This window comes from Aromatoleum evansii, from assembly GCF_045689615.1.
GTDB classification, from domain to species: domain Bacteria; phylum Pseudomonadota; class Gammaproteobacteria; order Burkholderiales; family Rhodocyclaceae; genus Aromatoleum; species Aromatoleum evansii.
This window is the reverse complement of sequence record NZ_CP141259.1, coordinates 3,023,970-3,046,803: the sequence shown is the minus strand read 5'-3', so window position 1 is coordinate 3,046,803 and position 22,834 is coordinate 3,023,970. Positions and strand designations below refer to the sequence as shown.

The window sequence follows — 22,834 nt, the reverse complement described above, 5'->3', positions numbered from 1 at the left end:
CGGAGCCGGATTTTCCTGAATCCCAGATGACTTTCGATACCGTTGGCTGGATCGTTGCCGGCATCGCCGTGCTGCTCACCGGCATCTCCAAGTCCGGCCTCGGTGGTGCCTTCGGCGGACTTGCCGTGCCCTTCATGTCGCTGTGGATCACGCCCGGCCAGGCCGCCGCGGTGATGTTGCCGCTGCTCGTGTTCATCGACTGGATCGGCATCGGCGCGTACTGGGGCAAGTGGGACAGGCAGGAAATCCGCGTGCTGCTTCCAGCCGCCGCGTTGGGCATGCTGGTCGGCTCGCTGGTGTTTGGCTGGATGCCGGAGAAGGCGGTGAAGGGCTGCGTCGGTGCAATCGCGGTGCTGTTTTCACTCGACCGGATCTTCGGTCTGCGCGCGCGGCTGAAGCTGGCCGGGCCGCCCGGGACAGGGATGGGGCTGTTCTGGGGCGCGGTGTCGGGCTTCACGAGCACGATCGCGCACGCCGGTTCGCCGCCGCTCCTGGTGTATCTGCTGAACCGCGGCTTGCCGAAAGGCACGTTTGTCGCGACCACGGTGATCTTCTTCACCGCCGTGAATGCGGTGAAGATCGTGCCCTACGTCGCGCTGGGGCTCTTTTCGTGGGAGACGCTGAAGGTTTCGCTGCTGCTTGCGCCAGTCGCACCCGTGGGAGTGTGGATCGGTCTCAAGGCACTGAAGCGCATTCCGGAGCGTGCCTTCCACGTCTTTGCGACGGCGATGCTGGGGCTTTCGGGCGTGAAGCTGCTGTGGGATGCGTTCGCGTGAGCCTCAGGCCGGTGCAGGCTACAGCCTCGTCGCTGAGCTGTTCCAGCCGGTGCGGGAATTGACGTAGGCGATGGCCGTCCCTCGGACCTAGGACGGGTAGAATTCCGCCGCAACCATAAGAACAACTCACGGTTCGGCGGGATTCCATCCCACCCTACGGTTCCCGACAGGATTCTCCCCGCATGAACGCCCCCGCCGCACACCACCCGATACGCGGCATCCTCTACCTCATGGGCGCGCTCGCGCTCTTTGCGCTGCTCGACACCGTATCGAAGACGCTCGCGTCGCGTCACCCGGTCGCGGTCGTGGTGTGGGGGCGCTATTTCGCGCATTTCGTGATCACCCTACTCGTGTTCTTCCCGCGCTACGGAACAGGCTTGTTCAAGAGCGCGCGACCGGGCTTGCAGGTCATGCGCGGCCTCACCCTTGTCGGCGTCACGGCCGGGGTCATCGCCGGGTTCCAGCGCATGCCGCTGGCCGAAGTCACGGCGCTAGTCTTCGTCACGCCCTTCCTCGTGATGATCCTCGCGGTGAGCTTTCTCGACGAAAAAATGCCACGCTGGCGCTGGATTCCGGTCTTCATCGGCTTCTCCGGTGTGCTGCTGATCGCCCGCCCGTCCGGCAACGCCTTCAATATCGGTGTGGTGTTCGTCCTGCTCGGAGCCGTGTGCTATGCGATCTACCAGGTGTTGACGCGCAAGCTGAGCGCCGTCGACCGCTCCGTCACCCAGCTGTCCTGGACTGCCCTCGTCGGTGCCGCGGCGACGTCCTTGCTGCTTCCGAAATATTGGGTCCCAGGAGCGTTCGACCTGGTCGACGGGTTGCTGATGGGCTCGCTCGGCGTGCTCGCAGCGAGCGGCCATCTGCTGATGATCATGGCGCTGCGCGCGGCGCCGGCCACCACGCTGAGTCCATTCACCTATGCGCAGCTGGTGTGGGCGACGTTGTTGGGCTGGCTGGTGTTCGGCGACCTCCCCGACGGGTTGTCCCTGACGGGAATGGGAATCATCGTCGCGTCAGGCGTCGTGGTCGCGTATTCGGAGCGTTTCAGCCGCAAGGCGTGAGCGCTTGCGCGACCGTTCGCCGACGGGCTCGACTATCGCCGTTCAGGTCGCCGTCCGCCGCCACGTGATGCAGCGGTTGTTGGCTGGCATCTCCGCGTCTTCGGTGAGCATCATTCCCGCGACTCGTGCCAGCGCATCGACCGCCTCGAAGTCACGGATGCCGCGTCGCGGATCGTCCTGCCTCAGTGACTCGTCGAACTGCGCATTGCTCGCGCTCGTGAAGCGTCCGCCGTAGTTGAACGGACCGTAGCAGCAGAACAGCGCCCCGGGCGCCATCAGGGCGGGGAACAGGGTGAAGAGGCGTTCGACCTCGGGCCAGCTCATGATGTGCAGGGTGTTGGCGCTGAAGATCGCGTCATAGCGGAGGGACAGCGTCGGGGGCGTATTGACGTCGAACGCGATTGGCTCGGGTGTATTGGGCAGGCGCGCTTCGGCGAGCCATAGGCGGATTCCGGGCAGGTACTGGGGCCGGTCGGACGCCTGCCAGCTCAGGTGGGGCAGGGCGGCGGCGAAGTGGACAGCGTGCTGCCCGGTCCCGCTGCCGATCTCGAGAACTCGCTGACGGTCGGCGAAGTGTCGCCGCAGCGCGGCGAGGATGTGTTCGCGATTGCGTTCGGTGGCCGGTGCGTGAGGTTTTTCCATCGTGGTGGCGGTGGTCCATGCGAATGGGGCGGACGGCGTCATGCGGCACCGGCGTCCGGTTTGCGAAACGGAAGATGGCTCCTGACGTCGTCATGATAGGCGGCAATGCCCAGCTTCTGGCGTTCGAGATGCGGGGCGATCGCGCGGCGTATGTCCGGATCGGGGATCCAGTGCGCCGAGCGCACGATCTGCGGCATGAAGCCGCGGGCGATCTTGTGTTCGCCGCCTGCGCCCGGTTCGAAACGGGTCAGACCGTGGCGCAGGCAGTAGTCGATGCCGCGATGGAAGCACAACTCGAAGTGCAGGCTATCGATCTGGCGGCTTGCTCCCCAGTAGCGGCCGAACAGGGTATCGTCGCTGCGAAAACACAGAGACAGCGCGACCGTTTCATCGCCATTGCGGGCCGTGAATACGACCATGCGATCGCCCAGTGTCGTCGCGAGCTCGGCGAAGCATTCAGGGCTGAAGGCGGCAAAATTGCCGAAACGGTCAAAGGTGGACTTGTAGAGCGCGTGCAGGTCGGGCCATTCGCCCCGGTCGATCTCGTCGCCATGCCGGACGACGATGCGCAGCCCCGATTCGGCTGCGCGTCGCCGCTCGGCGCGCACCTTGCGCCGCTTTTCGGCCGAGAAGGACTGCAGGAAGCCGTCGAAATCGCCGAAACCTGCGTCGGACCAGTGGTATTGCACGTCGTGGCTCACGAGCAGTCCCCTGGCCGCAACGGCGTCGAGGTCCGCAGGGGCTGCCAGCGCGACGTGCCAGGTCGAAAAGTGGTTCTCGGTAGCGATCCCTTGTGCGGCGGCGATCAGCGCGTCGCGCACCGCGGCGCGGTCGGTGGCGCCCGGGGCGATCAGCAGCCGCGGCCCCGCTACCGGCGTGTAGGGCAGGCCGGACACCAGGCGCGGGTAATAGCGATGGCCGAAGCGCTCCCATACCGGTTTCCAGCTCCAGTCGTAGATGAAGTCGCCGTGCGAGTGCCCCTTCAGGTAGAGCGGCAGCAGGCCGACGATCGCGCCTTCTTCGCTCGCGACGAGGTGCAGCGGCTGCCAGCCGGCATCGGGCACTGCGACGCCATGTTCCTCGACGATGCGCAGGAAGTCGCCGTTCAGGAAGGGATGTCCCGGTGGGCACAGGGCGGTCCAGGCTTCGCGGGGAATGTCGGCAGCGCCGTCGGCGATGCGGATCGTCAGCTTGCTCATGCGTGAAATGGCGGGAATGCGGATGGGCGGCCCAATTGGACAGCGGCGCCGGTAATCGTTCCGGGCGCCGCGTGGTTCCAGCATACCGCGCCGGACGCGCAGGTGCTGCGTGCGTGCGCGGGCAGGCTGGCTGATGCGGCGCGCGCCCTTGTCGTATGATTACCCGATGCAGATCTTTCGCGTCAGCCTGAACCGCCTCGTGCAGGAATCACACGACTTCGACGCCGTCGTCGCGATCGACGTGCTCCGTTCCTTTACCACCGCGGCCTACGCCTTCGCGGCGGGCGCATCCGAGATCCATCCCGTGGGGACGGCCGCGGAGGCCGAGATCCTGAACGAACTGCTGCCCGACGCGCTGACGGTCGGCGCCTTGCCCGGCGGGCGTCCGATGCCCGGCTTCGACCTGGGGAACTCGCCCTCGCGCGTCCATGACCTGAAGCTCGCCGGACGGCCCGTGATCCTGTCGACCGCGGCGGGCGTGCAGGCGCTGCTGCGCTTTCGCAGCGCCCCCCGCCTGTTCGCGGCGAGCCTCGTGTGTGCCGGGGCGACCTTGCGTGCGTTGCGTGCACTCGCGCCGGAACGGGTCGCGCTGATCACGACGGGCGAATGGATCGATCGCGATGGCGACGAGGATATCGCCTGCGCGGATTACCTCGCGGCCGGTCTGCAGGACGAGCCGATCGATATCGACGCGCTGGCGCAGCGCGTGCGAGATTCCGACTTCGGCCGGCGCTTCATCGCGGGCACCGACCCTGCGCTGCCACTGGCCGATCTCGAACTGTGCACGCGGGTCGATCGCTTCGATTTTGCGATGCCGGTGACGCGCGGGCGCCATGGCCTGGTGATGCGTCCGCTTCCCGACCGCATCTGATCGTCGGTGATAGGGCGGTCGCGCCAGGCAACGACGCGCGCTCCGGGTGGATCCGCCGGGCCTATTGTCCCCGCTTGCGCCGCACGGTCACGCTCTCGCCGCCGATTCCCCAGTTGTCGGTGTCTATCTCGTCGATGACCACGACCGTCGTTTGCGGATTCTTGCCGAGAACGTCCTGCAGCAAGCGCGTGACGCCGCTGATCAGTTCGGCCTTCTGTTCGGGCGTTGCGCCCTCGCGGGTGATCTTGATATTTACGTAGGGCATGTCTGGCAATTGGGCTTGTCGATCCGGGTCCGAGCGTATCAGCGTTGTTGCATCATGAAAATTGAAAATTTTTGAATGAAATCATCGCAAGGGGAGATGAAATGGTCGGCTCTCCCGATCTCGCACTGTCTGTTGAGGGAAGTTCGCTCCGGCCAGTGTGACGAGCTGTTTTGCGCATGTCATCCAAAAATGCCTTTGTGCTATTCTCGCCGCTTTCTGGCAACAGCTCTCTTGCGAGGCGCATGGCATGGCGATAATCAATGGATCTTCCTACAACGACTGGCTCATCGGAACTGCGGAGAATGACACAATCGATGGCGGTGCCGGTGACGACGAACTGGTCGGCATGGACGGTGGCGACACCTACGTGATGTCGAGCGGCGGCGGTCACGACCGGGTGGTCGACTACGGTGCGCCGTGGGATGTGGACACGGTGTCGGTGCAGGGCATCGATGCCGCGCAGGTGCGCCTGGTGGCGGACATGGCGACGGGGGACCTGCTGATCCGCGCGGCCAGCGGCGAGGAGATGCGCATCGTCGGCCAGGTCAGCGGCGGCATGGGCATCGAGCAGATCGTGTTCGCCGACGGCACGACGTGGGGCCCGCAGGAGATCGCCAACGCGACGGCCGAGTTCCGCGGCACGGAGGGCAACGACGTGCTGATGGGCACGCAGCGCGGCGACTGGATGGACGGCGGTGCCGGTGACGACGAGCTGCACGGCATGGACGGTGCGGACACCTACGTGATGTCGAGCGGCGGCGGCAACGACCGGGTGGTCGACTACGGTGCGCCGTGGGACGTGGACACGGTGTCGGTGCAGGGCATCGATGCTGCGCAGGTGCGCCTGGTGGCGGACATGGCGACGGGCGACCTGCTGATCCGCGCGGCCAGCGGCGAGGAGATGCGCATCGTCGGCCAGGTCAGCGGCGGCATGGGCATCGAGCAGATCGTGTTCGCCGACGGCACGACGTGGGGCCCGCAGGAGATCGCCAACGCGACGGCCGAGTTCCGCGGCACCGAGGGCAACGACGTGCTGATGGGCACGCAGCGCGGCGACTGGATGGACGGCGGTGCCGGTGACGACGAGCTGCACGGCATGGACGGTGCGGACACCTACGTGATGTCGAGCGGCGGCGGCAACGACCGGGTGGTCGACTACGGTGCGCCGTGGGACGTGGACACGGTGTCGGTGCAGGGCATTGATGCCGCGCAGGTGCGCCTGGTGGCGGACATGGCGACGGGCGACCTGCTGATCCGCGCGGCCAGCGGCGAGGAGATGCGCATCGTCGGCCAGGTCAGCGGCGGCATGGGGATCGAGCAGATCGTGTTCGCCGACGGCACGACGTGGGGCCCGCAGGAGATCGCCAACGCGACGGCCGAGTTCCGCGGCACGGAGGGCAACGACGTGCTGATGGGCACGCAGCGCGGCGACTGGATGGACGGCGGCGCCGGTGACGACGAGCTGCACGGCATGGACGGTGGCGACACCTACGTGATGTCGAGCGGCGGCGGTCACGACCGGGTGGTCGACTACGGTGCGCCGTGGGACGTGGACACGGTGTCGGTGCAGGGCATCGATGCTGCGCAGGTGCGCCTGGTGGCGGACATGGCGACGGGCGACCTGCTGATCCGCGCGGCCAGCGGCGAGGAGATGCGCATCGTCGGCCAGGTCAGCGGCGGCATGGGGATCGAGCAGATCGTGTTCGCCGACGGCACGACGTGGGGCCCGCAGGAGATCGCCAACGCGACGGCCGAGTTCCGCGGCACGGAGGGCAACGACGTGCTGATGGGCACGCAGCGCGGCGACTGGATGGACGGCGGCGCCGGTGACGACGAGCTGCACGGCATGGACGGTGGCGACACCTACGTGATGTCGAGCGGCGGCGGTCACGACCGGGTGGTCGACTACGGTGCGCCGTGGGACGTGGACACGGTGTCGGTGCAGGGCATCGATGCTGCGCAGGTGCGCCTGGTGGCGGACATGGCGACGGGCGACCTGCTGATCCGCGCGGCCAGCGGCGAGGAGATGCGCATCGTCGGCCAGGTCAGCGGCGGCATGGGGATCGAGCAGATCGTGTTCGCCGACGGCACGACGTGGGGCCCGCAGGAGATCGCCAACGCGACGGCCGAGTTCCGCGGCACCGAGGGCAACGACGTGCTGATGGGCACGCAGCGCGGCGACTGGATGGACGGCGGTGCCGGTGACGACGAGCTGCACGGCATGGACGGTGCGGACACCTACGTGATGTCGAGCGGCGGCGGCAACGACCGGGTGGTCGACTACGGTGCGCCGTGGGACGTGGACACGGTGTCGGTGCAGGGCATCGATGCTGCGCAGGTGCGCCTGGTGGCGGACATGGCGACGGGCGACCTGCTGATCCGCGCGGCCAGCGGCGAGGAGATGCGCATCGTCGGCCAGGTCAGCGGCGGCATGGGCATCGAGCAGATCGTGTTCGCCGACGGCACGACGTGGGGCCCGCAGGAGATCGCCAACGCGACGGCCGAGTTCCGCGGCACCGAGGGCAACGACGTGCTGATGGGCACGCAGCGCGGCGACTGGATGGACGGCGGTGCCGGTGACGACGAGCTGCACGGCATGGACGGTGCGGACACCTACGTGATGTCGAGCGGCGGCGGCAACGACCGGGTGGTCGACTACGGTGCGCCGTGGGACGTGGACACGGTGTCGGTGCAGGGCATCGATGCCGCGCAGGTGCGCCTGGTGGCGGACATGGCGACGGGCGACCTGCTGATCCGCGCGGCCAGCGGCGAGGAGATGCGCATCGTCGGCCAGGTCAGCGGCGGCATGGGGATCGAGCAGATCGTGTTCGCCGACGGCACGACGTGGGGCCCGCAGGAGATCGCCAACGCGACGGCCGAGTTCCATGGCACCGAGGGCAACGACGTGCTGACGGGCACGCAGTACGGCGACTGGATCGACGGCGGCGCGGGCGACGACCAGCTGGCTGGTGACTGGGGCGATGACGTGCTGATCGGCGGGGCTGGTGCCGACGTTCTGCAGGGCGGGCAAGGTTCCGACATCTACGATGTGGACAATGCCGCCGACAAGGTTGTCGAGGTCGACGCGAACACGGTGACCGGCGGGGTCGATACCGTCCGCAGCCACCTGTCCTCCTATACTCTGGGGGCAAACATCGAGAACGGCGCGATACTTGCGTCGGGCAACGCCAACCTTACCGGCAATGCGCTGAACAACGTGGTCGAGGCGGGCGCCTTCAACAACGTGATCGACGGGGGCAAGGGCGTCGACACGGTGAGCTACGCAGAGGCCGGCGCCGGAGTGAGCGTGGGCCTGAACACGACCCGTGCCCAAGTTACGGGTGGAAGCGGCTCCGACACGCTGCTGCGGGTGGAGAATCTCGCAGGATCGGCATTCGGCGACAAGCTGACCGGCAACGGCGCATCCAACCTTCTCGAGGGGGCTGCGGGTAATGATTACCTGGCCGGTCTGGGGGGGAGCGACGTCCTGTCGGGCGGCGCGGGCGATGACGTGCTGGTCGGTGGCCTGGGGGCTGATCGGCTGACCGGCGGTGAGGGGCGCGACGTGTTCGACTTCAACACGCTGACCGAGACCGGGACGAGCAGCACGGCCTGGGACATGATCACCGATTTCGAATCCGGTTTCGACCGTCTGGACCTGTCCTCGCTGGATGCCAACCAGGCCACATCGGCCAACGACGGGTTCTCCGAGATGTTGGCAGCCGGTGCGTCGTTTACCCAGGCTGGGCAGCTCATGTATTCCAACGGGGTCCTGTACGGCAATACGGACGGCGATTTGGCGGCGGAGTTCGCCATTGGGCTGTCCGGGGCGCCGGAGCTGACGATGTCCGATATCGTGATTTAACCCCGCAAGCGGGCGTGGAGTACCGATCCACGCGGTGAGTCGGGCGGCGGCAATGGGGCGTGCGAATTTGCCTCTTGCCGCCGCCTGTTTTTTTACGACAAGAAAGCCTCGATGACCGCTCCACCGGGTGCGGAGCGAAGCGCCGGCTATGCTGTGCCGAGGGGCGGGGTTTGAAAAGGGCTTCAGGCATGAGACCCTCCACGCTTTAGTGGCTGGAATCGCTCAATTGGAAGAGAACTTCTTCATCGACCCCGAAGCCGTCGTGCCAGCGGAGGACGATGCCGAGAACGACGACGCGCTGCTCGACGTTGCCCGCGAGCTCCATCAGTGGCTACAGAGCTTCAACGCGCGCCTTGTACACAACGAGGGTGCGGTGGCGATCGAGGTCTCCGGCGAGGTCGAGGCCGGCGGGCGGCGTTACCCTTACCGGCTGGTGCCGGAGCGCTGTGTACTGGCGCGGGTGCAGAAGTGGCGCAAGCTGCCCGAGGAGAAACACCTCGCACTGGTGCGCGAGCGGCTGCACATGTCGTCGGTGGCCGAGTTCGAGGCCGATGTGCGTGCCTTCGTCGCCGGTGTGCTGCAGCGGGCTCAGGCCGAAGGGCTGGATGCCTCGCGTTTCCTGCGTGCGCTGGAAACCGGCAAGGAGCTGGCGAGCCGGCGTTTTCGCATCGTCGAGGACCGGCTCGCGGAGGCGGCCGTGCGCCGCCGCGCGGAGACGCTGGCCGAGGCCGCGCGCGATACGGTCAAGCTGACGCGCTATCCGGAGTCCTTCGAGACGGCGTTCATGATGCGGCGCCGTTTCGTCGCGATTCTCGGGCCGACCAACTCGGGCAAGACGCACCAGGCGATGGAGGCGCTGGCGAAGGCCGCGACCGGCGTGTATCTCGCGCCACTGCGCCTGCTCGCGCTGGAAAACTACGAGCGCCTGGCCGATCGTGGCGTCGCGGTGAGCCTTGTCACCGGCGAGGAGCGGCGCATCACGCCCGGCGCGACGCATGTCGCGAGCACCATCGAGATGCTCGACACCTCGCGTCCGGTGGAAGTCGCAGTGATCGACGAGATCCAGATGCTGGAGGATCTCGAGCGCGGCTCGGCGTGGACCGCCGCGGTGTGCGGGGCCGCCGCGAAGACGGTATTCCTGCTTGGCGCGCTGTCGGCGCGTCCGGCGGTGGAGGCGCTCGCCGAGCGCCTCGGCTGCGAGCTGGAGGTGCGAACGCTCGAACGCAAGTCGCCGCTGGAGATGGCGCCGCGTGCGGTCGGCAACATCGGGCAGTTGCGCCGCGGCGACGCGGTGATCGCGTTCTCGCGCCGCGACGTGCTGAACTGGGCGACCAACATTGCCGAGGCCGGGTTCCGCGTCGCGACGATCTACGGCAACCTCTCGCCCGAGGTGCGGCGTGCGCAGGCGCAGCGCTTCCGTGACGGCGAGGCCGACATCGTCGTCGCGACTGACGCGATCGGGATGGGACTCAACCTGCCCGTGGCGCGGGTCGTGTTCTCCACCGCGAAGAAGTTCGACGGCATCTCGGAGGACATCCTGCCGCCCTGGCTCACGCACCAGATCGCCGGACGGGCAGGGCGCTTCGGCCTGCACGAGGCGGGCCTCGTCGCGGGTTTCGACGATCACACGCACCGCATCGTCGGGCGACTGATGAACACGGGAGCCGATCCGTTGTCGAGCCGGGGCTTCTATGTGACGCCCTCGCTGCACCACCTCAAGAGCATCTCGACGGCGACCGGCGAGCGCGCGCTCGCGCGCCTGCTGGAGCTCTTCTCGCGCAACATCGACCTCACCGACGATTTCTTCCTGCCGGGGGACCTGACCGAGCAGATCGAGCGCGCGCGCTGGCTCGATTCCTTGCCCTTGTCGCTGGAGCATCGCTTCACGCTGTCACTGGTGCCTATATCGACCCGCGTGGAATCGCTGAACCAGGCGTGGCAGGAATGGGCGCGTGCGCTTTCGAAGGAGCGGACCTCGCACCTGTCGATCGAGCCGGTGGGGGCAGGGCGCTACGCGCTGCAGGCAGCCGAGGATGCGTGCAAGAAATACTCCGCCTACGCGTGGCTCGGCTATCGCCTGCCCGATCATTACCCCGACGCGGAAGTGGCTGTCGCGCTGGCGCGCAGCATGTCCGAGACGGTCGACGACATGCTTGCGCGCCAGCATGGACGACGGCGGGATTCGCGAAGCCGGGGCGGTGGCCGCGGCAAGCCTCGCAGGGAGGGCACTGCGCAGCGCAAATCGGGCGGCCGTCCGCCGCGACGCTGATCCGGCCGGGCAGGGCGTACGGGGCTGGCTGTGGCTTCAGGCCGCTTTTGCGTCGGCGGCACGTTCCTCGAGCAGCTTCACCAGGCTGTAGAGCACGCGATTGACCGGTGTCGCGATGCCCAATTCCTTGCCGCGGCGCAGCACGAAGCCGTTCAGGTGGTCGATCTCGCTGCGCTTGCCGCGCGCGAGATCCTGGGCTGTCGAGGAGTACTGCATCGGCATCGTCTGCGCAATCCGCTGCACTGCTGCCCAGCAGTCGCCCGGCACGGTGATGCCTTCTGCCCAAGCCAGGTCCAGGCATTCCTGCACCGCGTCGCGCATGACGTCCTCGACGGCATCCCCTGCGACCAGGCGGCCATAGGGCAACTGCGTGATCGCCGACAGTGCATTGTAGGCGCAGTTGAGGATCAATTTGGCCCACAACGCGCCGACGACGTTTTCCGAGACTTCGACGGGCACGCCTGCAGCGCCGAATAGTTCCACCAGGCGGCCGGATGCGTCGGACGGGCCGATCACGAGCTCGCCACGGCCGTGATGTTTTACATGGCCCGGGCCCGCCATCTCGGTCGCAACATAGACGACCGCGGCGCCGACCTCGCGTCCGAGCAGGGCCTGCAGCCGCTCGGCGTTGTCCACGCCGTTTTGCAGGCTGAGAACGATCGCCTCGGGGGCGAGGTGCGGCGCCATCTCGGCTGCTGCGGTCGCGGTGTCGGTGGATTTCACGCAGCACAGAACGAGCTGTGCCCCGCGCACGCCGTCCGCGCCGGTGCTCGCCCTGACCGGCACGCGTGCCTGGAAGTCGCGCGTGTCGAGCAGGAGGCCGTCGCGCGCCACGGCTTCCACGAGCGCAGGGCGGCCAACCAGTACGACCTCATGACCCGCGCGCGCCAGCAATCCGCCGTAGTAGCAGCCGACCGCGCCAGCACCCATCACTGCAATCCTCATGAGCATCCCTCCGTTGTGTCGGTGGCGCTCGCGGAACGTGAACCGGTGAATCCGCGTCCGCGGCAAGGTCGACATGTTAGCCCCATGCTGCGCGGTGATCACGAATCGGCTGTTCGCCGGGGATGCTTGCGAGGGGGCGCGATGAGCGGATGTATCGATGTGCAGGGCGTTTTCGGAGTGCGCCGCCTCGCTCCGGTGCGGTTAAGGCACCGCTTGCCGCTGGCCGGAAGGGCGGTCGCGAAAAAGCGGGGAAGCGCGCGGCGCAATCTGATAGTGTTCCGTTCCGCACTGCGAGCCCCGGCAGGAGTCCGCGTTCCGTGCATGCTGCCGCGTCCGCAACGCATCGGATGACGCGGCCCGATTTCCAATCGCACTCATCGATGAATACGCAGCGCATCTCCCGAGTCATCCCCGTCGTTTCCGTCCTTGCCGCCGTTCTCGGCGGATGCGCCGCCGTCTCCGAGCCGCCGGCGGTGCAAGCACCTGCACCGGTCGAGATGCGACTGCCCGACACTCTTCCATCGACCCCCATGCCCCCGGCGCAGGGCCCGGTGCCGGCAGTCCCGGGGGAGGGTAGATTCGTGCCGGGCTTCCCGCCGCGCGTGCAGGAGCAGGACGCACGCAGGTTCGTCTATGCCTTGCTTCCGCCCGGTGTCACGCGTGAGCGGGAGGAATGGGCCGCGGACATCGTCTCGGCGTTCATGGGGTTGCGTCTGGTTCCGAGCGCGGAAAACTTCTGCGCGTCGATCGCGGTCATCGAGCAGGAGTCGAGCTTCCAGGCGGATCCGGTGGTCCCCGGCTTGTCGAAGATCGTATGGCGCGAGATCGAAACTCGCCGCAAACGCTACCTGATCCCGAAGATGGCGCTGGACGCCGCGCTGTCCCAGCCGTCCCGTAATGGCAAGACCTATCGCCAGCGCATCAATGCGCTGAAGACCGAGCGCCAGATGAGCATCCTCTACGGTGACATCATCGACGAGCTGCCCGGCGGCAAGCTGTTGCTGAGTGGATACAACCCGGTGCGCACCGGCGGACCGATGCAGGTCAGCGTCGCCTTCGCGGAGGCGCATGCACGGGAGAAACCCTACGCCGGGGCGACAAACGGCAAGGTGCGAGAGGCGGTGTTCACGCGCCGCGGCGGCGTGTACTTCGGTATCGCGCACCTCCTAGATTACCCGGTTTCGTACAGCAGCCGCCTTTACCGTTTCGCCGACTTCAATGCCGGCCATTACGCGAGCCGCAACGCGGCCTTCCAGCTCGCCCTGGGCAAACTCGCCGGTCAGAAGCTGGTGCCGGACGGCGATCTGCTGCGCTACGAGGACGGCCGCCCGAGCGCCGTGGCGAGCGCGACGCAGAAGGCCGCATCGAGGATTTCGCGGCGCTTGCGCCTGAACGAGGTGGAGATCGAGACTGCTCTGCGTCAGGAGAAGGAGGAGTCCTTCGGCCGGACGAAGCTCTATCAGCGGGTCTATGCGCTCGCGGACGAAATGGCGGGGAGGGCGGTGCCGCGCGAGGCCTTGCCGCAGATCCGCCTGAAGAGCCCGAAGATCACCAGCAAGATCACGACGGGCTGGTTTGCCGACCGGGTGAATACGCGCTATCGCTCGTGCATGAACCGCGCTGCCGCGGTGCCCGATCTGCAGCCGGCGTGGTCGAACGGCACCAGGCTGTAGGCGGCTGGCCCGCGCCGGTCGGGCGCGGGGCCGGCGCTGGTGCCTAGCGGTCCGCGAAACGCGGGGCGCGCTTCTCGACGAAGGCCGCCATGCCTTCCTTCTGATCCGCGAGCCCGAAGGTCGCGTGCAGCGTGCGTCGCTCGAACAGCAGGCCTTCGTTGAGCGGCCCTTCGAAGGCACGGTTGACCGTTTCCTTCATCATCATGAGCACCGGGAGCGAGAACTCCGCGATCTTCGCGGCGGCCGCGAGCGCTTCGTCGAGCACGCTCTCGGGCGGGAAGAGGCGCGCAACGAGCCCGCTGCGCTCGGCTTCCTGCGCGTCCATCAGGCGACCGGTCAGGCACAGGTCCATCGCCTTCGTCTTGCCCACCGCGCGTGGCAGACGCTGCGTGCCGCCGGCGCCGGGGATGGTGCCGATGCGGATTTCCGGCTGGCCGAAGCGCGCATTCTCTGCCGCGAAGACGATGTCGCACATCATCGCCAGCTCGCATCCGCCGCCCAGGGCGACGCCCGACACGGCGGCGATCGTGGGCTTGCGGAAGGTCTTGAGGCGTTCCCAGTTGCGCGTGATGAAGTCGCCCTTGTACGCGTCCATGTAGTCCATCGCGCGCATCGCGGCGATGTCCGCCCCCGCTGCGAAGGCCTTCTCGGAACCCGTCAGTACGACGCAGGCGATACCTGGGTCGGCCTCGAAGCGGTCGAGCGCCGCGCCGATTCCGCTCATCACGTCGTCGTTGAGCGCGTTGAAGACTTCCGGCCGATTGATGCGGATGAGGCCGACCTTGCCGCGCGTTTCGGTGAGGACCACCGAGTCCATCTTGTCGTCTGCCGTCGCCATCACTGCTCCACGGTGAAGGATCTGGCGGCTTCGCGCAGTTTGAACTTTTGCAGCTTGCCGGCCGGCGTGCGCGGCAGGTCCTCGACGATCTCGATGCGCTCGGGGTAGTACTGTTTCGCAACCTGCTGCTTGTCGAGATATGCGGTCATGTCCTCGAAGCTGAACGTGCAGCCGGGCTTCAGAGATACGAAGGCGCAGACGCGCTCGCCCAGGCGCCGGTCCGGGTAGCCGACGACCGCGACGGTGGTGATCGACGGATGCCGGTAGAGCAGGTTCTCGATCTCGACGACGGGGATGTTCTCGCCGCCGCGAATCACGATGTCCTTGCTGCGGCCGTTGATGCGGATGTAGCCCTCGCCGTCCTGATAGGCCATGTCACCCGTGTCGAACCAGCCGTCGGTGGTGACGCCATTGAGCCGTGGACGCTTGAGATAGCCTGCGAAGAGCGACGAGCCGCGGATCAGCAGCTCGCCCGTCTCGCCCGCCGACAGTTCGGCGCCGTCCGGACCCACGATGCGGACCTCGATGCCGGGGAGCGAGCGCCCGTCGGAGACCCCCGATTTTTCGAGCGCGCGCGCCGGTTCTGTCACCGTCACGGCGCCGCACTCGGTCATGCCCCAGGCGGAGCAGACGGTCAGACCCATGATGTCCCACGCCCGCTGGATCACGACCGGGGGAATCGGCGCGCCAGCGCAGTTGAACTTCGCGAATTGCGGCGAAACCGGCGAACCCGCCTCGACCGCCGCGCACAGGTCGGATACGAAGGCAGCGGAGGCCATGCTGAAGGTCACGCCTTCGTCGCGGACGATCTGCAGCGCGCGCGGCGCGTCCCAGATTTCCTGCAGGACCGTCGTGGCGTTAAGCAGCACCGGCAACATTGCGAGATAGCCATAGCCGGTGAGGTGCGCCATTGGCGAGGCCCCGAGGATGATGTCCGCCGGGCTCAGCTCCATCGTCGAGATGTAGGCGTGCAGGTTCGAGAAAAGCGTGTTCGAAGTGTGCATCACGCCTTTCGGCTCGCCGGTGGTGCCGGAGGTGTACATGAGTAGCGACACGTCGTCGGGTGCGAGGCCGGGGCCGGACAGAAGCGGTGGCGTGTCCTCACGCAGAAGCAGGCGGTCGAACCTGTCATCGCCGTCGCCATCGACGACCACGACCTGCTTCAGATGCGGCAGGCTCGGCTGCAGCTCGCGCGCCATCGCGGCGTGGTCGAACTTGCGGAACACGGTGGGGACCACGAAGACCTTCGATTCGGCGAAGTTCAGCATGTAGCTGAGCTCGTGCTGCCGGAAGATCGGCATCACCGGGTTCGCTGCCGCGCCGATGCGCGCGCAGGCGAGCGCCAGCGCGACGAACTCCCAGCGGTTGGGCAGCTGGAAAGTGACAACGTCACTGCGACCGACGCCGAGCGCGACGAGACCGCGGGCGATGAGGTCGACGCGGCGGTCCAGCTCGCGATAGCTCAGGCGGACGGGCTCCGGCTGGCCGTCGCGATAGCCGACGACGGCCAGCTTCTCGGGGCAGTTTTCGAGCGCACGCCGGAAGTGCACGTCGATCGTTTCGTCGCGCCAAAGGCCGGCAGCCTTCATCGAGGCCATGCGGTCGGCCAGCAGGACCGGGTCGAAATTCATGTCTTCTCTCCTCACACCGCGGGATCCCCGCGCAAGCTTACGTCATGTAGTGCGAGACCCGGACCCCATTGACCGGACCATTTCCCGCGGGGGAGTGGATGCGGCGCTGAAAAGCGCCTGCATCTCCCCGCGGCCCCTGATCCAGGGACGCGTCTCTCTCCTTGATCTCGGCCCCGGCGTTTACCGGCGGCGACGCAAAGCTATTCTCTCGAGGTCGATAAGTCAATAGATTGCTACGCCGTTGCGACGCGAGATCTGCAGCTGCAGATTCCGGCAATCGGGCCAAAACCGATAAAGTCCCGTCCCGTAGGCTTTAAACGACTTCTTTGCGATCTTTATGGCTAGCCGTGCAAATGATTCGATACGTCAAGCTATTGACACAAAAGTTTCCGGATCCCTAGAATGCGCAAAACCTACCAAGGAGGAGCAGCGATGGATTTCAGTCTCAGCCCCGAGCAGCAGGCGCTCGTCGTTACAGCAAGCCGTTATGCCCGCGAGCGTCTCGCTCCTGGCTACAAGGCGCGTGAAAAGGCCGAGCGCATCGAGCGCGAGGTGATCCGCGAGATGGGCGAACTCGGTTTTCTCGGGCCTGAGCTGTCGGAGGCGCACGGCGGACTGGGCGTCGATTGCGTGACCAGCGGCCTGCTGCTGGAGCAAATCTCGTACGGCGACTTCAATGTCTCGTACGTGAACCTCCTCACCTCGCTGTGCGGCCAGATCGTCGCCAGCTACGCACGGCCGGACATCGCGAAGGAATGGCTGGGCCAGGTCATCGCCGGCAAGAGGGCGATCGCCATCGCGCTGACCGAACCGAGCGCGGGCTCGGACGCGGCGCGCCTCAAACTGAAGGCGACGCGCGACGGCGATGTGTGGGTGCTCAACGGCGAGAAGACCTCGATCTCGATGGCGACGCAGGCGGACGTGGCGGTGGTCTTCGCCCGCACCGGAACCGAGGCCGACCGCGCCCGCGGCATCAGCGCCTTCCTCGTGCCGATGGATCTGCCGGGCATCACCCGCACGGCCTTCGACGACATCGGCACGCGCCCAGTGGGCCGCGGCTCGATCTTTTTCGACGACGTGCGCGTGCCCGCCGAAATGATGCTCGGCGACGAGGGCAAGGGCTTCGTGCAGGTGATGCAGGGCTTCGACTACAGCCGCGCGCTGATCGGCATCCAGTGCATGGGCGTGGTGCGCGCCTCGCTCGACGAGACCTGGCGCTACGTTCAGGAACGCGAAGCCTTCGGCAAGAAGATCGGCGACTTCCAGGGCGTGTCCTTCCCGCTCGCGGAGGCCGAGACGATGTACGAAGCCTGCCGCGCGCTATGCCTGAAGACGTTGTGGCTAAAGGACCAGGGGCTGGAACACACGGCCGAGGCGGCGATGTGCAAGTGGTGGGCGCCCAAGGTGGCGTGCGAAATCATCCACCAGTGCCTGCTCACGCACGGCCACGGCGGCTACGCGAGCGACTACGACTTCGGTCAGCGCTATCGCGACGTCATGGGCCTGCAGATCGGCGACGGCACCGCGAACATCATGAAGATGATCATCGGCCGCGAGAAGATCGCGGCCCACCAGGTTTAAAGCTTCGCCATGTTCCGCTGCAGGAGGCTCACGTAATGGATGAACTGCAGGCGGTCGTCGAACGAGAAGCCTTTCAGTGCCTGGTCGTAGAAGTCGTGGATGGGATCGGCGAGCTTGACCCACAGCTCCTCGCCCTTGGGACTGAGCCTGACCTTTACGGAACGGCGGTCTTCCTCGCTGGTGGCGCGTTCGATCAGGCCGTCGCGTTCGAGGCGGGTGAGGATACCCGACAGGTTCTGGCGGCTGACGAGCAGGAAGCGCGACAGCTCGCCGACGCCCATGCCTTCCTTGGCCTTCGGGCGGGAGAGGGCGCCGAGTACGGACCACTGCTGGGTCGTCACGCCGAACTCGTCGAGCGCCTGCGTGCCCTTGGTGTGCAGCGTGTTCGCGGCCTGGAAGAAACGGAAGAACAGCCGGTTGCTGATCTCCATCGTGGCGAGGTCCTTGGCAGCGGAAAGGTCTTTCATCGGGGCGTCATGTCGTTTGCGAACGGCGCCCATTGAAGCGCAAAGCAGGGCCCGGACGCAACGGGCCGAATTGATGGTTACCCAACAGGAGGAAGCAAAATGAGAGGTCTGGAAGGCAAGGTCGTGATCGTGACGGGTGGTGCCGGTGGCATCGGTTCCGCAATCTGCCGCCGCTTCGGCGAGGAGCGCGCCAGCGTCGCGGTATTCGACATCAACCGTGAAGCGGCCGAAGCCATCGCGGCGGAAATCCGGTCTGCCGGTGGCAAGGCACGCGCCTATCCGGTCGACCTGACGAGCCAGGATTCCGCGATCACTGCGGTGACCGCCGCGGAAAGCGAGCTCGGCCCGATCGACGTGCTGGTGAACAACGCCGGCTGGGACAAGGCCGGCAACTTCCTCGATACCGAAAAGCCGCTGTGGGACAAGATCGTCGCGATCAACCTCTACGGCGCGCTGTACATGCACCATGCTGTCGTCAAGGGCATGCGCGATCGTGGCCGCGGCCGGGTGATCAACGTCGCGTCCGACGCCGGCCGCGTCGGGTCGTCCGGCGAGGCGGTGTACTCCTTCTGCAAGGGCGGCCTGATCTCGTTCTCGAAGACGATGGCCCGCGAACTCGCCCGCCAGCAGATCAACATCAACGTCGTGTGCCCCGGCCCGACCGATACCCCGCTGCTCGACGACATCTGCGGTGAAGGCGAGCGCGGCGAGAAGCTGCGCACCGCCTTCACCCGCGCGGTGCCCTTCGGCCGCCTCGGCCAGCCGGGCGACCTGCCGGGCGCGGTGGCCTTCCTCGCGAGTGATGACGCCGCGTTCATCACTGGTCAGGTGATGAGTGTGTCGGGTGGTCTGACGATGGCGGGTTAAGCCCCGAAGAACACACTGCGGTCAATTACGTGAAATCAGGCTGAGCGCGGCACGGAATTCCTCCCCCTTCAAGGGGGAGGTTAGGAGGGGGATGGGTTTCGGCGACGTGCGCTTAACCCATCCCCACCCCAGCCCTCCCCTTGAAGGGGAGGGAGCCACAGTGCCTTGCCAGCCCCCCCACATCTCAAGGAGCACACCATGGAATACCAGGACATTCTCTACACCAAGCAGGACGGCATCGCGACGATCATGATCAACCGCCCCGCGCAGTACAACGCGTTCCGCGCGCAGACCTGCGAGGAAATGATCCACGCGCTGAAGGACGCCGACTTCGACCGCAGCATCGGCGTGGTCGTGTTGACCGGCGCTGGCGACAAGGCCTTCTGCACCGGCGGCGACCAGGGCACGCAGGACGGTGGCTACGGCGGCCGCGGCACGATCGGCCTGCCGATCGAGGAAGTGCAGAGCGCGATCCGCGACATCGCCAAGCCCGTGATCGCCCGCGTAAATGGCTACGCGATCGGCGGCGGCAACGTGCTCGTCACCATTTGCGACCTCGCGATCGCCTCCGACAAGGCCCAGCTCGGCCAGGCGGGCCCGCGTGTCGGCTCGGTCGACCCCGGTTTCGGCACTGCGCTGCTGGCACGCGTCGTCGGCGAGAAGAAGGCACGCGAGATCTGGTACCTGTGCCGCCGCTACACCGCACAGGAAGCGCTGGCGATGGGCCTCGTCAACGCCGTCGTGCCGCACGACCAGCTCGACGCCGAAGTGAAGAAGTGGTGCGACGAGATCGTGGAGAAGAGCCCGACCGCGATCGCGCTGGCGAAGAAGTCGTTCAACGTCGATACCGAGATGATCCGCGGCATGGGCGGCCTGGCGATGCACGCGCTCAAGCTCTACTACGAGACGGCCGAGTCGGCCGAAGGCGGCAATGCCTTCCGCGAGAAGCGCAAGCCCGAATTCCGCAAGCACCAGAAGTAAGCAGCCAGCGGATGCGTAGGGCGGGAGGAGCCGAAGGCGGATCCCGCCATGGGCGCGCAGGGCGGCATCCCGACGGTTGTCTGGCGGAATGCGCTGCGCTACTCCCGCCCTACGTCCGACCAATCGCCGAATTGGCCAACAAGCACAACGCAACACCGGAGAGGGAAACGACATGATCCGCGACCAGGAGACACTCAACATTCTTCTCGACACGATCTCGCGCTTCGTGCGCGAGCGCCTCGTGCCGCAGGAGGCGCACGTCGCCGAGACGGACCAGATCCCGGCGGAGCTCGTCGCCGAAATGAAGGAGCTGGGACTCTTCGGCCTGTCGATTCCCGAGGAGTTCGGCGGCATGGGGCTGACGATGGAAGAGGAGGTGCTCGCGACCTTCGAGATCGGCCAGACCTCGCCGTGCTTCCGCTCACTCTTCGCCACCAACAACGGCATCGGCGCCCAAGGCATCGTCATCGACGGTACGCCCGAGCAGAAGCGCGACTGGCTGCCGCGCCTCGCGTCCGGCGAGATCATCGGCTCCTTCGCGCTGACCGAACCCGACGCCGGTTCCGACGCCGGCAGCCTGCGCACGAGCGCACGCCGCGACGGCGATTACTACGTGTTGAACGGCACCAAGCGCTACATCACCAACGCGCCCGAAGCCGGCATCTTCACGGTGATGGCGCGCACCAACCCCGAGAAGAAGGGGCCGCATGGAATTTCCGCGTTCATCGTCGAGAAGGGTGCGCCGGGCCTGTCGCTCGGACCGATCGACAAGAAGATGGGTCAGAAGGGAGCACACACCTGCGATGTGATCTTCGAGGACTGCCGCATCCCCGCCGCCAACGTGATCGGCGGCAAGGAAGAGGTCGGCTTCAAGACCGCGATGAAGGTGCTCGACAAGGGGCGCATCAACATCGCCGCGATCTGCGTCGGCGTCTCCGAGCGCATGTTGGCCGATGCACTGCGCTACGCAATGGAGCGCAAGCAGTTCGGCAAGCCGATTGCCGAGTTCCAGCTGATCCAGGCGATGCTGGCTGACAGCAAGGCCGAGGTCTATGCCGCGCGCAGCATGGTCATCGACGCCGCCCGCAAGCGCGACCAGGGGCTGGATGTCGGCACCGAAGCCGCATGCGCCAAGCTCTTCGCTTCTGAGATGTGCTGCCGCGTCGCGGACCGCGCGGTGCAGATCTTCGGCGGCGCCGGGTATCTGTCGGAATACGGCATCGAGCGCTTCTACCGCGACGTGCGCCTGTTCCGCATCTTCGAGGGCACGAGCCAGATCCAGCAGCTCGTGATCGCCCGCAACATGATCAAGGCAGCAGGCGAATGAACGCGCGCGTGCGGGAAGATCCGGTGGTGTCCTTCGGGGGCGACGAGGCGGCGCTGGACTGGCTGATCTCGCGCCGCCGCTCGGTCCGCGCCTTCCTGCCCGTGTCCGTCGATACGGGCACGATCGAGGACCTGCTGCGGGTCGCCGCGCGCGCGCCTTCGGGCAACAACATCCAGCCCTGGCGCGTGCACGTCGTGACCGGCGAGAACCTCGAGAGGCTCGTTGACGGTGTGTGCGCGGCCTTCGACCAGGGCGAGGCCGGTCACGTCGCCGAGTACGGGTATTACCCCGCCGAGTTCTTCGAACCTTATCTCGGGCGGCGCCGCCGCAGCGGCTGGGGCCTGTACGCCCGCCTCGACATCGAGAAGGGTGACCGGGAACGGATGCAGGTTCAGACGCGGCGCAACTTCCGCTTCTTCGACGCCCCGGTCGGACTCGTCTTCACGATCGACCGTCGCCTCGGGCAAGGGAGCTGGATCGACTACGGCATGTTCCTGCAGAACGTGATGCTGGCAGCCGAGGCGCGCGGGCTTTCGACCTGCGCACAGGCCGCGTGGATCCCGTATCACAAGATCATCGCCGAGGTGCTTGGCTTCGGCGAACACGAGCAACTTCTATGCGGCATGGCGCTCGGCTATGCCGACCTCGATGCGCCCGAGAACGCGCTCGTGACCGAGCGCGCGCCGCTGTCGGAATTCGTGGTCTTGCACGGCGAGGCCGCCGTTGCCGAACTTTAAGGTTTTTCAGCGGGCCGCCTTTGCTGAGCGTCCCGCCTCCGGTGCAGTTCGTCCTGCTCCCTTCTCCCAAACTCGCCGGAGTTCAGGCCGGCTCGACGTCATCGCGTCGAGCCGGATTTTTTCCTCACCCTCTTTGCTTCTGCTCGCTGAGCGGCACGATCTCGGGCATCACGATGCGCTTGCGTCCCGGTTCCACCGCCGTCAGCGCGTCGGTCTCCTCCATCGTCGCGAGGCAGCGCACCGTGAGGTTCTGGTAGATCCCCGTCCCGCGCACCTTCCACGCCATCTCCTGTTCGCTCAGCGCGCGCACGACCTTGGCCGGCACGCCGGCTACCAGCGAATTGGCCGGCACTTCCATGCCCGCCTTCACGAAGCTGCACGCGGCGACGAAGCTGTTCTCGCCGATCACCGCGTTGTCCATCACCACGGCGTTCATGCCGACCAACGCATTGCGCTTGATCGTGCAGCAATGCAGCACGGCGCCGTGGCCGATGTGCCCGTTCTCTTCGACCACCGTGTCGTGCTCGGGAAAGCTGTGGATCACGCAGGTGTCCTGCACGTTGACGCCCGCCTGCAGGATCAGGCGCCCGAAGTCGCCGCGCAGGCTCGCACAGGGGCCGACATAGCAACCGGGGCCGACGATCACGTCGCCGATCAGCACGGCGGTCGGATGCACGTAGGCCGTCGGGTCGACCACCGGCACGACGCCGTCGATTGCAAATACGCGGGGAGTGTTCATCGAAGCTCCTTGTTCGCCCGGCGTGGGCTCGTGGGGTGGGGTGGATCCGGTGTTCTTGTTTCGGCGTCATGCGTTGCATCACGCCTTGAAGGCATTA

At 66.6% G+C, this 22,834-nt stretch carries 19 protein-coding genes; 11 read left to right on the top strand and 8 right to left on the bottom strand.

Features of this window, described 5'->3' with window-relative positions; translation table 11 throughout:
- Positions 1-26: 26 nt before the first annotated feature.
- Together U5817_RS14305 and U5817_RS14300 are read left to right on the top strand one after the other, a co-directional pair.
- The gene (locus U5817_RS14305; RefSeq protein WP_407277775.1) at positions 27-776 is read left to right on the top strand and encodes a sulfite exporter TauE/SafE family protein; all 750 of its coding nucleotides are present in this window, start codon (positions 27-29) and stop codon (positions 774-776) included.
- Between the two features lie 182 nt (positions 777-958).
- Entirely contained in the window at positions 959-1,840 is an 882-nt protein-coding gene (locus tag U5817_RS14300; RefSeq protein ID WP_407277774.1) for a DMT family transporter, read from the top strand.
- Positions 1,841-1,882: 42 nt separating this feature from the next.
- Here U5817_RS14300 and U5817_RS14295 read toward each other — a convergent pair whose 3' ends face one another.
- Positions 1,883-2,524 (bottom strand): DUF938 domain-containing protein, encoded by a 642-nt coding sequence (locus tag U5817_RS14295; protein ID WP_407277773.1) that lies wholly within the window; start codon positions 2,522-2,524, stop codon positions 1,883-1,885.
- A complete protein-coding gene (locus tag U5817_RS14290) occupies positions 2,521-3,681 on the bottom strand; it encodes a GNAT family N-acetyltransferase (protein WP_407277772.1) in 1,161 nt (386 codons plus the stop codon). The genes U5817_RS14295 and U5817_RS14290 overlap by 4 nt, the downstream gene beginning before the upstream one ends.
- A 166-nt stretch (positions 3,682-3,847) precedes the next feature.
- On the opposite strand from U5817_RS14290, the gene U5817_RS14285 reads away from it, so the two are divergent.
- Positions 3,848-4,552 (top strand): 2-phosphosulfolactate phosphatase, encoded by a 705-nt coding sequence (locus U5817_RS14285; RefSeq protein ID WP_169132758.1) that lies wholly within the window; start codon positions 3,848-3,850, stop codon positions 4,550-4,552.
- A 61-nt stretch (positions 4,553-4,613) separates the two neighbouring features.
- On the opposite strand, the gene U5817_RS14280 is transcribed toward U5817_RS14285, so the two are convergent.
- Positions 4,614-4,817, bottom strand: coding sequence for a 4-oxalocrotonate tautomerase family protein (locus U5817_RS14280; RefSeq protein WP_169132759.1), 204 nt, complete (start codon positions 4,815-4,817; stop codon positions 4,614-4,616).
- 247 nt (positions 4,818-5,064) lie between these two features.
- Between U5817_RS14280 and U5817_RS14275 the strand changes: the two genes are divergently transcribed.
- Positions 5,065-8,682: a M10 family metallopeptidase C-terminal domain-containing protein gene (locus U5817_RS14275; protein WP_407277771.1), complete on the top strand. Its 3,618-nt coding sequence runs from the start codon at positions 5,065-5,067 to the stop codon at positions 8,680-8,682.
- 226 nt (positions 8,683-8,908) lie between these two features.
- Positions 8,909-10,951, top strand: a complete 2,043-nt coding sequence (locus U5817_RS14270) for a helicase-related protein (RefSeq protein WP_407277770.1) — start codon at positions 8,909-8,911, stop codon at positions 10,949-10,951.
- Positions 10,952-10,987: 36 nt separating this feature from the next.
- On the opposite strand, the gene U5817_RS14265 is transcribed toward U5817_RS14270, so the two are convergent.
- The gene (locus U5817_RS14265) at positions 10,988-11,896 is read right to left on the bottom strand and encodes a ketopantoate reductase family protein (protein WP_407277769.1); all 909 of its coding nucleotides are present in this window, start codon (positions 11,894-11,896) and stop codon (positions 10,988-10,990) included.
- Positions 11,897-12,477: 581 nt separating this feature from the next.
- Here U5817_RS14265 and U5817_RS14260 point away from each other — a divergent pair.
- A complete protein-coding gene (locus U5817_RS14260; RefSeq protein WP_407277768.1) occupies positions 12,478-13,569 on the top strand; it encodes a DUF1615 domain-containing protein in 1,092 nt (363 codons plus the stop codon).
- A 43-nt stretch (positions 13,570-13,612) separates the two neighbouring features.
- Here the strand turns inward: U5817_RS14260 and U5817_RS14255 are convergent, their stop codons facing one another.
- Together U5817_RS14255 and aliA are read right to left on the bottom strand one after the other, a co-directional pair.
- Complete coding sequence (locus U5817_RS14255; RefSeq protein ID WP_407277767.1) at positions 13,613-14,407, bottom strand: enoyl-CoA hydratase; 795 nt, start codon at positions 14,405-14,407, stop codon at positions 13,613-13,615.
- The gene (aliA, locus tag U5817_RS14250) at positions 14,407-16,038 is read right to left on the bottom strand and encodes a cyclohexanecarboxylate-CoA ligase (RefSeq protein WP_407277766.1); all 1,632 of its coding nucleotides are present in this window, start codon (positions 16,036-16,038) and stop codon (positions 14,407-14,409) included. Before aliA ends, U5817_RS14255 begins: the two co-directional genes overlap by 1 nt.
- Positions 16,039-16,470: 432 nt before the next feature.
- On the opposite strand from aliA, the gene aliB reads away from it, so the two are divergent.
- Positions 16,471-17,619, top strand: coding sequence for a cyclohexanecarboxyl-CoA dehydrogenase (aliB, locus tag U5817_RS14245; protein ID WP_407277765.1), 1,149 nt, complete (start codon positions 16,471-16,473; stop codon positions 17,617-17,619).
- Here aliB and U5817_RS14240 read toward each other — a convergent pair.
- Complete coding sequence (locus U5817_RS14240) at positions 17,616-18,086, bottom strand: MarR family winged helix-turn-helix transcriptional regulator (protein ID WP_169132513.1); 471 nt, start codon at positions 18,084-18,086, stop codon at positions 17,616-17,618. The two genes, aliB and U5817_RS14240, sit on opposite strands and share 4 nt — an antisense overlap.
- Positions 18,087-18,185: 99 nt before the next feature.
- Here U5817_RS14240 and badH point away from each other — a divergent pair, with 99 nt between their 5' ends.
- From badH to U5817_RS14220, 4 genes are all read left to right on the top strand, one after another.
- Entirely contained in the window at positions 18,186-18,953 is a 768-nt protein-coding gene (gene badH, locus U5817_RS14235) for a 2-hydroxycyclohexanecarboxyl-CoA dehydrogenase (RefSeq protein WP_407277764.1), read from the top strand.
- A gap of 198 nt (positions 18,954-19,151) precedes the next feature.
- Positions 19,152-19,934, top strand: coding sequence for a 2-ketocyclohexanecarboxyl-CoA hydrolase (gene badI / locus U5817_RS14230; RefSeq protein WP_407277763.1), 783 nt, complete (start codon positions 19,152-19,154; stop codon positions 19,932-19,934).
- A gap of 172 nt (positions 19,935-20,106) precedes the next feature.
- Positions 20,107-21,261: an acyl-CoA dehydrogenase family protein gene (locus tag U5817_RS14225; protein WP_407277762.1), complete on the top strand. Its 1,155-nt coding sequence runs from the start codon at positions 20,107-20,109 to the stop codon at positions 21,259-21,261.
- Complete coding sequence (locus U5817_RS14220) at positions 21,258-21,998, top strand: nitroreductase (RefSeq protein ID WP_407277761.1); 741 nt, start codon at positions 21,258-21,260, stop codon at positions 21,996-21,998. Before U5817_RS14225 ends, U5817_RS14220 begins: the two co-directional genes overlap by 4 nt.
- A gap of 124 nt (positions 21,999-22,122) precedes the next feature.
- Here the strand turns inward: U5817_RS14220 and paaY are convergent, their stop codons facing one another.
- Positions 22,123-22,737, bottom strand: a complete 615-nt coding sequence (gene paaY / locus U5817_RS14215; RefSeq protein ID WP_169132508.1) for a phenylacetic acid degradation protein PaaY — start codon at positions 22,735-22,737, stop codon at positions 22,123-22,125.
- Between the last annotated feature and the right edge of the window lie 97 nt (positions 22,738-22,834).